Source organism: Caldicellulosiruptor naganoensis, from assembly GCF_026914285.1.
In the GTDB taxonomy this organism is placed as follows: domain Bacteria; phylum Bacillota; class Thermoanaerobacteria; order Caldicellulosiruptorales; family Caldicellulosiruptoraceae; genus Caldicellulosiruptor; species Caldicellulosiruptor naganoensis.
Window position 1 is genome coordinate 2,162,883 of the sequence record NZ_CP113864.1, and the last position, 12,293, is coordinate 2,175,175.

Genomic DNA, 12,293 nt, shown 5'->3' on the forward strand with positions numbered 1-12,293 from the left:
AGAAGGGAGACTGATAACTTTGAAATTTGGTTATTTTGATGACAATAAAAGAGAGTATGTCATAACAACTCCACTTACTCCTTTTCCGTGGATCAACTATCTCGGCATGAAAGACTTTCTTTCTTTAATCTCAAACCATGCAGGTGGTTATTGTTTTTACAAAGATGCAAGACTCAGAAGAATAACAAGGTTCCGTTATAATAACGTTCCGCTTGATATGGGCGGAAGATACTTTTACATAAAAGACAATGAGGATGTCTGGTCACCCTCATGGATGCCAACAAGAAAAGATCTTGAGTTTTATGAATGTCGCCATGGTCTTGGATATACAATCATAACAGGAAGAAGAAATGGCGTTGAGGTGGAGCAAACATTTTTTGTACCAGTTGATGAAAACTGTGAGATACACTATCTTAAGATAACAAACAAATCTACCCAAGCAAAGGATTTGACACTCTTTTCATTGATTGAGTTTTGTCTTTGGAACGCGCTTGACGATATGACAAACTTCCAAAGAAATCTAAGTACAGGTGAGGTTGAAATAGAAGGTTCTGTAATTTACCATAAAACAGAGTACAGAGAGCGTAGAAATCATTATTCTTTTTATTCTGTAAACGTTCCAATCGATGGATTTGATACAGACAGGGACACATTTCTTGGTCTTTACAGGGGATTTGATGCACCTTTAGCAGTTGAAAATGGAAAGAGTTTTAATTCAGAAGCTCACGGCTGGGCACCTATTGCATCGCATATGATAAAAATCTCTTTGCAGCCAGGGGAGACAAAAGAGCTTGTATTTGTGCTGGGTTATGTAGAAAATGATGAAGACAAAAAATGGATTAAAAAAGGTGTTATAAACAAAGAAAAGGCTTACAAAATGATAGAAAAATTCAAAAATCCAGAAGACGTCCAAAGATCATTCGAAAATTTGAAGCTATTTTGGAGCGATCTGTTGAACAAGTTTAACGTTCTTACTGGCATAGATAAGGTAGATAGAATGGTAAATATCTGGAATCAATATCAGTGTATGGTAACATTTAACCTATCAAGAAGTGCTTCATACTTTGAGTCTGGAATTGGAAGAGGAATAGGATTCAGAGATTCAAACCAAGATATCCTTGGTTTTGTTCACCAGATACCAGAACGGGCAAGAGAAAGAATATTGGATTTAGCCGCAACCCAGCTTGAAGATGGCGGTGCTTACCATCAATATCAGCCTCTTACAAAAAGAGGCAACAATGAAATAGGTAGCAATTTCAACGACGACCCGTTGTGGCTCATACTCTCAACTGCACATTACATCAAGGAAACAGGTGACTGGTCCATTCTTGATGAAATTGTTCCTTTTGAAAACGACCCACAAAAGGCTGCTTCAATGTTTGAACACCTGAGAAGGGCATTTTACCATGTTGTGAACAACTTAGGGCCGCATGGACTTCCTCTTATAGGCAGAGCTGACTGGAATGACTGTTTGAACCTCAATGCTTTTTCAACAAACCCTGATGAGTCGTTCCAGACATGTGATAACAAAGACGGCAAAACTGCTGAATCTGTTATGATAGCAGGGATGTTTGTTTATGTTGGAAAGGAATTTGTAAAGATTTGTGAAAGGTTGGGCAAAGAAGATATTGCAAAAGATGCACAATACCACATTGAAAAGATGAAAGAGGCAATTTTAAATTATGGTTACGATGGCGAGTGGTTTTTAAGAGCATATGACTATTTTGGAAACAAAGTGGGAAGCAAAGAAAATGATGAGGGTAAGATATTTATTGAAACACAAGGTTTTTGTGTAATGGCAGGAATAGGACTTGATGATGGAAAAGCTATTTCTGCGCTCGATTCTGTAAAAAAATATCTTGACACAGAACATGGAATAGTTCTTGTTCAGCCAGCTTTTACAGAGTACAAAATTCATTTAGGTGAGATTACAAGCTATCCGCCGGGCTACAAAGAAAATGCAGCGGTGTTTTGTCACAATAACCCGTGGATTATGATAGCAGAGTGCATTGTTGGAAGAGGTGATAGAGCATTTGAGTACTGGTCAAAGATTGCTCCATCATATAGAGAAGAGATAAGCGATGTGCACAAGCTTGAACCATATGTATACTGTCAGATGATTGCTGGAAAAGATGCGTACAAGCCAGGTGAAGCAAAAAATTCATGGCTCACAGGCTCTGCCGCATGGAACTTTGTTGCAATGACACAATGGATTTTGGGAATAAGACCTGATTATGACGGTCTTTTGATAGACCCTTGCATACCAAGAGAGTGGAAAGGATTTACTGTAAAAAGAGTGTTCAGAAATGCAATTTACAATATACAAGTAAAGAACCCTGATGGCGTTTCAAAAGGTGTTAAAAAAGTTGTTGTTGATGGCAAAGAAATGTCTTCCAATTTAATACCAGCTTTTTCAGATGGCAAAGAACATTTTGTCGAAGTGATAATGGGATAGAAAAATTTTAAGGAGGGTATTTTTTAATGAATTATGGATACTTTGATTCTCAAAACAGAGAGTATGTTATAATAAACCCCAAAACACCAACTTCATGGGTAAATTATTTGGGGACAAGTGACTATTGTCTTATAATCTCAAACAATGCCTCAGGTTATTCTTTTTACAAATCCCCTAAGCTTGGAAGGGTCACTCGTTTCAGGTTCAATAGCATCCCAATGGACAGACCTGGAAGATATGTATATATCAAAGATGAAAAGACAAAAGACTTCTGGTCAATAAGCTGGCAACCTGTTGGAAAGCCTCTTGAAAGTTTTAACAGCATCTGTCGACACGGTCTTGGATATTCAATATTTGAAAGTAAATATAGCAACATAACCTCATCTTTAAAAATCTTTGTACCAGTAGACAAGCCAATTGAAATCTGGGAAGTTAAAATCAAGAATGAGTCAGGTGAAAAAAAGGAATTATCAGTATTTACTTATACAGAGTTCTGTCTTTGGAATTCCATGCTTGACATGATGGATTTTCAGTATATTCTTTACACCTGCAGAATGGGTTATAACAAAGAAGATGAAATTGTAGATTATTCTATCAAGCTCTGGAGTCCTTATGAACCAAAAGCTTTTTTCACATGCACAAATAAAAAGATTGAAAGTTTTGATACAGATAGAGATGTATTTATTGGTCCATATAACAGTGAAGCTAATCCAGAAGCAATTCAAAATGGCAGGTGTTTTGGGTCAATTGCAATAGGTGGAAACCCATGCGCTGCAACACAGGTAAAAATTGAACTTCAGCCTGGCCAAGAAGAATACTTAGTGTTTGTACTGGGAATAGGAGATGCATATAAGGAAGGAAAAGAATATAAAAAACTATTTGCATCAAAAGAAAATATCCAAAGAGAATTTGAAAAGGTGCAAAAGTACTGGGATGACCGGCTTAGCAAGTTCAAATGCACAACACCAAGCGAGACGATGAATTTGATGTTGAACATATGGAATCAGTATCAGTGCCATACAACATTTAACTGGTCAAGGTCTGCATCATTTATAGAGGCTGGAGGAAGAGACGGACTTGGCTTTAGAGATTCTTCACAGGACATTCTGGGTGTTGCACATTCAATCCCACAAGAGGTAAGAAAAAGACTCATTGAGCTTTTGAAGGCTCAGCTGTCTGAAGGATATGCGATGCATCATTTCCAGCCTCTTACATGGGCTCAAGGAGAACATAATATACCTCCACGAGATAGAATTTATTCAGATGACCATTTATGGCTTTTGATTGCTGTGCCACACTATATAAAAGAAACAGGTGACTTTTCTATCTTAGATGAAGTTGTTGAATATGCGGACAAAGGAAGTGCTTCTGTTTATGAGCATTTAAAACAAGCTTTGGAGTTTTCATGGAATCACAGAGGAAAACATGGACTTTTGCTTGGTCTTGCTGCTGACTGGAATGATTGTATCAACCTCAAAGACGGTGGCGAAAGTACATGGTCGACCCAGCTTTATTACAAAGCTTTATCTGAGTTTATAGAACTTGCTGAGTATATTGGAAAGACTGATGATGCTGAAAAGTATAAAGCTTATAGAAATGAAATCAAAAAGGCAATGGAAGAGTATACATGGGATGGCGAGTGGTTTGTAAGAGGGTATTTGGCAAGCGGTAAAAAACTTGGGTCAAAAGAAAGTGAACAGAGCAAGATTTTCCTAAATTCTCAGTCATGGTCAGTATTCTCAGGCGCTTTTGTTGATGAAAAAGGCAAAATGGCAATGGACAGTGTTAAAAAATACCTTGCAACAGAACATGGATGTGTCAAAAATTGGCCAGCTTATGTTGATTATATTATAGAGGTTGGGGCTGTAACCTCTTTCCCGCCGGGATTAAAAGAAAATGCTGCAATTTTCTGTCATGCTAATACATGGGTAATTATTGCAGAGGCTGTACTTGGAAGAGGCGATTATGCTTTTGAATACTATATGTCGTTTCTTCCTGCAAACAAAAATAATATTGCTGAAATCTATACAGCAGAACCTTATGTTTATTCCCAGTTTATCACCGGAAAAGAACATCCATATTATTTTGGCCGTGCGCGAAATCCATGGTTGACAGGTACTGCAACATGGGCATTTGTTGCAGCAACACAGTATATCCTTGGAATAAGACCTCACTATAAAGGGCTTATTATTGACCCATGTATACCACAGCAGTGGGACGGTTTTGAAGTTGAGAGAGTTTTCAGAGGAAGAAAACTTTCCATTAAGGTTTCAAATCCAGACCATATTTCAAAAGGTGTTAAAAAGATATTAGTAAATGGAAAAGAGACTGTGGGTAATTTGATTCCATTAGAGTTGCTTGATGAAGAAAATGTAGTTGAAGTTTTGATGGGAAAATAACCTTTTAAAGTATGAAAAATAAAACTGCACAAAAAGAGGCACACCTTTTGTATTTTAAAAGTGGTGTGTCTCTTTTTTTTGTTTCTTTTCTTAAACAATTATTGGTAAAAAACATCTAAAATTTTTGCTATATTTATTTAAAATTTTTATTTGCAAAGTCAAATTTTATATGGCAATATATTTTGATATGAGTGTAATTGATTTCACGACAAAAAAGTTTTATTACTTAAGGAGGTTTACAAAAATGAGTTTCCCAAAAGGATTTCTGTGGGGTGCTGCAACTGCATCATATCAGATTGAAGGTGCATGGAACGAAGATGGAAAAGGCGAGTCTATTTGGGACAGGTTCACACATCAAAAAGGAAATACACTGTACGGTCATAATGGCGATGTTGCCTGTGACCATTACCACAGGTTCGAAGAAGATGTCTCTCTTATGAAAGAACTTGGGCTTAAAGCCTACAGGTTTTCTATTGCATGGGCAAGAATCTTTCCAGATGGTTATGGTACTTTAAATCAGAAAGGACTTGAGTTTTATGATAAACTTATAAACAAGCTTGTTGAAAACGGTATTGAACCGGTTGTCACCATTTATCACTGGGACCTTCCACAAAAGCTACAAGACATTGGCGGTTGGGCAAACAATGAAATTGTAAACCATTATTTCAAATATGCAATGCTTCTTATAAACCGCTACAAAGATAAAGTAAAAAAATGGATAACATTTAATGAACCTTATTGTATTGCTTTTTTAGGCCACTGGTATGGAATCCACGCACCAGGAATAAAAGACTTTAAAGTTGCAATGGATGTTGTGCACAACATTATGCTTTCTCACTTTAAGGTTGTAAAAGCTGTGAAGGAAAACAATATTGATGTTGAAGTTGGAATTACATTGAATTTAACCCCAGTTTATCTTCAGACAGAGAGGCTTGGATATAATGTAAGCGAAATTGAAAAAGAAATGGTTTCTTTGAGCAGCCAGCTTGACAATGAACTTTTCCTTGACCCAGTACTCAAAGGAAGCTATCCTCAAAAGCTCCTAAATTATCTTGTTCAAAAAGATTTGTTAGATAGCCAAAAAGCCGAAAAGATGCTCAAGGAAGTAAAAGAAAATTTCATCTTCCCTGATTTTCTTGGTATCAACTACTACACACGTGCTGTTAGGCTTTACGATGAAAATTCTTCCTGGATATTCCCAATAAGATGGGAACATCCTGCAGGAGAATACACTGAGATGGGCTGGGAAGTGTTCCCGCAAGGACTTTTTGACCTTTTGATGTGGATTAAAGAAAATTATCCACAAATTCCAATTTATATAACAGAAAACGGTGCTGCTTATAACGACATTGTAACTGAAGATGGAAAAGTGCACGATAGCAAAAGGATTGAGTATTTAAAACAGCACTTTGATCAAGCAAGAAAAGCAATTGAAAATGGAGTAGATTTGCGCGGCTATTTTGTATGGTCTCTGATGGACAATCTTGAATGGGCAATGGGTTATACAAAAAGGTTTGGAGTTATATATGTGGACTATGAAACACAAAAGAGGATTAAAAAAGACAGCTTTTATTTTTATCAGCAGTATATAAAGGAAAACTCGTAAATATAAATTAAAAGCGGGCTTTTGGAGAAATTTACTTTCTCAAAAGCCCGTTTTCTATTTTCCATCCCTCATGTGAAAGTAGCCAAATCTTCTTTTCAAGCCCACCATTAAAACCGCCCAAGGACAAATCTGACTTGACCACCCTGTGGCACGGAACAATTATCACAGCTGAATTTTTCTTGGCAGCATTTCCAACAGCTCTTGCACCCTGGGGCTTTCCAACTTTTTTGGCAAGTTCACTGTAAGAAATTACACTTCCAAAGGAAATGTGAATAAGTTCATTCCATACTCGCTTTTGAAACTCTGTCCCTTGCAGTTGAAGTTTTAGATCAAAAGTGGTTCTTTTGCTTTCAAAATACTCTTCAAGCTGCAAAATAGCTTCTTTTACAACAGGGCAAATTAGCTCTTCTTCATCTTTGCGTGAGACAAACTCCACTGATACTATGCTATCGTCTTGTCCAACAATCTTTATCAGCCCAATTGGAGACAGTAAATAGCCAACAGATTTTTTCAATTTAAATTCACCTGCTCTTTAAACTAATATTTTTAACAACCTTGTAAATAATCGCTTCAATAATTAAGCTCCAAAAAATAATAATGGGAATACCATAATACCATTTCTTTGGTTTTCCTTCTTGCCAAAGATTTTCTGCCTCTTTCTGGCATTCATTTAAAATGGAATCTGGTATAAGCTTTATTGTTATTGTAACCAAAAGTGGAAGAATTATTATATCATCAAGATAACCTAAAATGGGTACAAAATCTGGTACAAAGTCAATTGGCGACAAAGCATATGCAATAGTAATCAAAGCAAATATCTTAGCTAAAAGAGGTGTATCTCTTCTTTTCATTGCTAAAAAAATAGCCGGAATTTGTTTTTTTAATAATTTTGCTTTTTCTCTCACATTTTTATTCAATGAATCCACCTCTTTTAACTATAGCCCTTTTTAAACAAAACCACGCACTCTACATGAAATGTCTGTGGAAACATATCCACAGGCTGAACTTCTAAAATTTCATAGCCATTTGAACAAAGAATACTGCTATCTCTTGCAAGTGTTGAAGGATTGCAGGATACATAAATTATGTTTGAAATCTTGTGCTCTATCAAGCTTTCTAAGAGCTCTTTTTCACATCCACTTCGCGGCGGGTCAAGAATCACTGCCTGGGGTATAATTCCGCTTTTCAATAGCTTTGGAATCTCAATTTCTGCACAGCCACATATAAATTCAACATTCGAAATGCCATTATTCTTGCTGCTTCTTTTAGCATCTTCCACTGCATCTCTAACTATCTCTATGCTATAGACCTTTTTGCAAAACGGTGCAACAAACATTGAAATGGTGCCTATGCCAGAGTATATGTCAAATACAACTTCTGCTTCAATATTCATCAGATATTTTACCACCTGACTGTAGAGCACCTCTGTTTGCGCAGAATTTACCTGAAAAAATGACTTTGGTGATATTTCAAACAATAGCTTGCCAATCTTGTCGGAAATAGTAGGACTGCCCCAAATCAGTATATCTTTTTCTCCTAAAATTACATTTGTTTTTTTGTTGTTGACATTTACATACAACGACTTTAAATTTGAAAAGCTTGTTACTAATTCTTCTTTTACCTCCTCAATCTTATCTGGCATTTTTGTGCAAATGAGTACAATCATCATCTGGTCAAATGCAAACGACCTTCTTATCATTATATGTCTCAATATTCCTGTGTGAAGTTTTTCATTGTAAATCTCAATTTTGTACTTTTTTATTATTTCCTTCATCACTTTTATTACTCTATCAGTGTCTCTGTGCTGAATAAGACAAAACTCTGTTGGAACAATCTCATGTGTCATCTTTTTATAAAAACCTATCTTTACACCACTTCTATCCTTTCCAACAGGAAACTGCACCTTGTTGCGGTACCTAAAAGGATTTTCCATACCAAAAACAGGGTTTATTTTAGGACTCAGCTTCCCTATTCTTTTGAATGCATCCTTAACAAGCATTCTTTTTATCTCAAGCTGATGTTCATAGCTTGTATGCATCAAATGACATCCGCCACATTCATAATAAACCGGACATTCTGGCTCTTTGCGGTAAGGACTTTTCTCAATTATCTCAACAATCTCAGCCCTTCCGTATTCTTTCTTTGCTTCGACTATCTTTACTTTCAAAACCTCACCTAAAAGTGCATGGTCGACAAATACAACATATCCATCAATTCTTGCTATACCCTGAGCTTGGTGATTCAGAGCGTCTATCTTAACAACAAACTCATCCCCAACCTTTACCAATCTCTTTGCCCCTTTCCTCCTAAATTTCAAGACGCTTTATATTCTACACCATTTGAGAGAAAAAATAAAAGCACCTATTTCAAAGGTGCCTTTTGCCATTTTAGAATCTTTCAAAAACACTATTTCATCTTCTCCTTCAGAAAACTACAAGCTTTCTATCTGTTCCAAGTATATGATTTTTGAACCAGTCAACAACAAGTCTGTTTGTCTTTATAACAGCTGCAACACCTGCTCCTTCTTTTTCTATCTCACTTCTGAACTTTTTGTAAGTCTCAACAAAGTTGTCGTGTTCTTTTTTGTGAGCAGAATAATCAGGATACAGGTACTCTTTCATGTACTTCTCTTCTGTTGAAAAATGAAACACAACATAATCACCCAAAAAATCCAAAACCTCTGGCAATACTTTCTTGCCCTCACCCTGGCTACATGCATCAAGTAGCTTATTTATCCTCTCAAATAACTCTTTGTGCTGATTGTCTATTGACTCAACACCCACAGAGTACTGGTCAAGCCATTCAATTTGTGGCATACAAAAACCTCCTCTTTTTCTACCGCGCTGAATTATTTATACTCATTTTCAAAAAGAAATAACGCAACCCTAATTTCACAATATTACACTTTTACTTCCCCTGTTTAAAATATTGAATAGCCCTTTGAAGCTGCCTATCAACATACTTTGACTTCAAAAACTCCGTAAACTTTTCATTGATTTTTTTCTGTGTTGTTATATCAAGCACACCGTATGGATAGAGCTTATTGTCTTTTTGGAACTTCTTTATAGCATTTACTGTTTCATCATCCATTTTTCCTGTCCAATTTTTCAAATATCCAAGGTAGTAAAGTCTTTGCTGAGCAGCAAGTACCTCTAAATCCATATCGCCTTTTTTGTATTTCTTAGTTGTCGTCAAAGTCAAAATCTTGTCAGGTCCAAACTGAGCAAGTGAGTCATCCTGCACTTCAATATCTGGTATGACACCTTTGCCATCTATATAGTAGCCAGACGGTGATTTGTATTTAGCAACCGTGACCTTTGCCATGTAGCCTTTTTTGGTATCTGTTTCAGGAAGAGAAATCAGCGTTTGCACTGTACCTTTTCCGTAGGTTCTTGTGCCAATCACAACGCCTACTTTAGTGTCTTTAATAGCCTGTGCAAATATTTCTGAGGCAGACGCACTTGATTCGTTTGTTAAAACAGCAAGTTTGTATTTTGGATTTTTGTTATCAGATTTGTATTCATCCTTGAATGTATTATACTCGATTGTCACAATAGGACCTGCTGGCACAAAGAATTTGCAAATCTTCACAACCTCATCCAAAAGTCCACCTGGGTTGTTGCGAATGTCAAATATGATATTTTTAATACCCTTTTTGTCAAACTCATCAAGAGCCTTTTTCACATCATTTGATGCACCCTGTGTAAACTGGGTAAGTTTAATATACCCAATTTTATTCTCCAATACCTTGTACTCAACAACTGGAATTTTAATCTTTCTTCTCACAATTGAAAATCTATAAGTTTTGCCGTCTCTTAATATATCTATCACAACAGTTGTCCCTTCAGGACCGCGGATTAGCTTTACAGCATCGTCTGTTGTCTTGCCAATGAGGCTTTTCCCATCAGCCGCAATTATCTTATCTCCAACCTTCAAACCTGCCTCTTTTGCAGGTGTCCCATCAAATACTCCTGTTATTACAATATAGTCATCCTGTTTTTCTATCTGAACACCTATTCCAGAGAACTCGCCGTTTACGCTCTCTGTAAAGTCCTTTACCTGTTGGGGTTTCATGTATTCTGAGTACTTGTCAAGGCTCTTAAAAAGCCCTGCAAACATCATGTCAATCAAATCATCGTAGCTGTATTTTCCTATATGATAGACCCTCGCAACCTGCAAAACCTTTTTTATATAATCCATCTGCTGCTCTGTTGGATAGTCATTTGAAATTATGAAAAACTGCGAATAAACAGGCACTGCAATTAATAAAGAAAGTACACCCATGATAGCAACAATTCTTAATAAAAGCTTTTTGTTTCTGTTCATTTTTCTTACCTCCATCATACTTTTTTTTATCACAGTTAGACGTTACTCGTGAAAAATACTCATATTAAGATACTGGTGTGGCAGATTATTTCTCAAATAGTTTATAAGATTAAATACTATATTAGCAGCAGTACCCTTTGTGAGTTTCTGGTTTGGCATGAACATATTCTCTTCGCTTCCCACCATAATTTTGGTATCCTTTAAAATTTGTACAGCATCCTTTGCCCATGTGGGAATACTATTATCATCCAAGTAATCAGTCTGAGTGATAGGCGATGTTACCTTTTTGTCAAACCCTAACGCTTTTGCAATTATCACCGCTGCCTCAGAACGCGTTATATAATCTTCAGGCTTAAAGTAATCTAAAGACTTTCCTCTCATAAGCCCAGCTTTTGTTGCGGCATATATATATCCATAATACTTGTGGTTTAGCGGAACATCCTTGTAAATAGACTTTTTCTGGGTTGTACGTGTATTGTAATATTTGTTATAGATGTTCAGTGTATCAAGTAAAAGTTTGGCAAACTGGGCTCTTGTAATGTACTCTGTGGGAACAAAGTCGTCTTTGCTGTCAAAACCGTTGAAGGCAAAACATGTATTTATCGCTTCTTCATATTCATACCCTTTTACTTTTGGAAGGCTTGGAATAACAGCCATTTTGATGATAGGCGACTTTTCAATATTCTTTTGGATCTTGCCTTTGTTTCTCTTTGTCAAAACCTCCCCGTTTTTGGTAAATAGAGGCATGTCATAGGTGATATCAAGGTTTCCTTCAACCTTTGACTTTAAAACATATGTACCTGTGATACTTGATGGTGTGTCATTTTTCTTAAACTCCAGAAGAGTTTTTTGCACAAGTGCAATATTTTGATTTATAACCCCAAACCATGAAGGTGTTTCAATTGTCTGTTTTACTTTCTGAAACTCTCCACTTCCCCAGTACCCGTCATATCCATAGTTCTCGCCTTCAATTGTAATCTTTAAGCCTCCATCATATGTTTTTACTAAATTCCATTCACCCTGATAAAAATTTACAGCCGGATTGGTATCTACCGCTGTAGCCTTCGAAAATGAATAGTTCTGAAGGTTATAAACCGAACCATTGACTGTTAATGTCTCTTTGTAGCTACTTAGAGTATACTCCTTTGTTATACTACCATTTGGAAGTTTTGTCAAGCTTCCTTTTAGGCTGACTGTCCTTTTTATTGTTATCTTACCGCTTGAGTCTTTGAGGTCATATGAATAGGAAATTGTCTCAGAATTCGCAGCAGTTTTTATCTTAGCATCCAGCGTTCCAGAAAGTAAAATAGGCTGACCTGTCACAAATGTATATTCATAGTAATCTATCTTTGTCTTTTTGGGGTCAGATTCTTTATATGAAGATATTCCACCTTCATATCCCAGATACCCTTCTTCAGAGAATGCATAGTTTTGAAAAATAACAAGAAAAAGTACAATTACAGCAATCAAAACCAAGCTCTTTTTTTTCAAAAGTTATACCCCCTTT

General features: G+C 36.4%; 9 protein-coding genes. 3 read left to right on the plus strand and 6 right to left on the minus strand.

Annotated features, from left to right (window positions below):
- Positions 1 to 19: 19 nt before the first annotated feature.
- The 3 genes from OTJ99_RS10810 (at position 20) to OTJ99_RS10820 (ending at position 6,460) form a co-directional block, all read left to right on the plus strand.
- Positions 20 to 2,455, plus strand: a complete 2,436-nt coding sequence (locus OTJ99_RS10810; RefSeq protein WP_045166233.1) for a GH36-type glycosyl hydrolase domain-containing protein — start codon at positions 20 to 22, stop codon at positions 2,453 to 2,455.
- A 26-nt stretch (positions 2,456 to 2,481) separates the two neighbouring features.
- Positions 2,482 to 4,854, plus strand: coding sequence for a GH36-type glycosyl hydrolase domain-containing protein (locus OTJ99_RS10815; protein ID WP_045166232.1), 2,373 nt, complete (start codon positions 2,482 to 2,484; stop codon positions 4,852 to 4,854).
- Between the two features lie 244 nt (positions 4,855 to 5,098).
- The gene (locus OTJ99_RS10820; protein WP_045166231.1) at positions 5,099 to 6,460 is read left to right on the plus strand and encodes a GH1 family beta-glucosidase; all 1,362 of its coding nucleotides are present in this window, start codon (positions 5,099 to 5,101) and stop codon (positions 6,458 to 6,460) included.
- Between the two features lie 31 nt (positions 6,461 to 6,491).
- On the opposite strand, the gene OTJ99_RS10825 is transcribed toward OTJ99_RS10820, so the two are convergent.
- The 6 genes from OTJ99_RS10825 to OTJ99_RS10850 all read right to left on the minus strand — a co-directional run bounded on the left by OTJ99_RS10825 (position 6,492) and on the right by OTJ99_RS10850 (position 12,262).
- Positions 6,492 to 6,974, minus strand: coding sequence for a methylated-DNA--[protein]-cysteine S-methyltransferase (locus OTJ99_RS10825; RefSeq protein ID WP_045166230.1), 483 nt, complete (start codon positions 6,972 to 6,974; stop codon positions 6,492 to 6,494).
- Positions 6,975 to 6,981: 7 nt separating this feature from the next.
- Positions 6,982 to 7,377, minus strand: a complete 396-nt coding sequence (locus OTJ99_RS10830) for a YkvA family protein (RefSeq protein WP_083943579.1) — start codon at positions 7,375 to 7,377, stop codon at positions 6,982 to 6,984.
- A gap of 14 nt (positions 7,378 to 7,391) precedes the next feature.
- Positions 7,392 to 8,747, minus strand: coding sequence for a 23S rRNA (uracil(1939)-C(5))-methyltransferase RlmD (gene rlmD, locus OTJ99_RS10835; protein ID WP_045166229.1), 1,356 nt, complete (start codon positions 8,745 to 8,747; stop codon positions 7,392 to 7,394).
- Between the two features lie 136 nt (positions 8,748 to 8,883).
- Positions 8,884 to 9,276 carry a bacteriohemerythrin gene (locus OTJ99_RS10840; protein ID WP_045166228.1) on the minus strand — a complete coding sequence of 131 codons (393 nt, stop codon included), beginning with the start codon at positions 9,274 to 9,276 and terminating at the stop codon, positions 8,884 to 8,886.
- A 91-nt stretch (positions 9,277 to 9,367) separates the two neighbouring features.
- Positions 9,368 to 10,786 carry a S41 family peptidase gene (locus OTJ99_RS10845; RefSeq protein ID WP_045166227.1) on the minus strand — a complete coding sequence of 473 codons (1,419 nt, stop codon included), beginning with the start codon at positions 10,784 to 10,786 and terminating at the stop codon, positions 9,368 to 9,370.
- Between the two features lie 42 nt (positions 10,787 to 10,828).
- Positions 10,829 to 12,262, minus strand: coding sequence for an S-layer homology domain-containing protein (locus tag OTJ99_RS10850; protein ID WP_045166412.1), 1,434 nt, complete (start codon positions 12,260 to 12,262; stop codon positions 10,829 to 10,831).
- Positions 12,263 to 12,293: the final 31 nt, after the last annotated feature.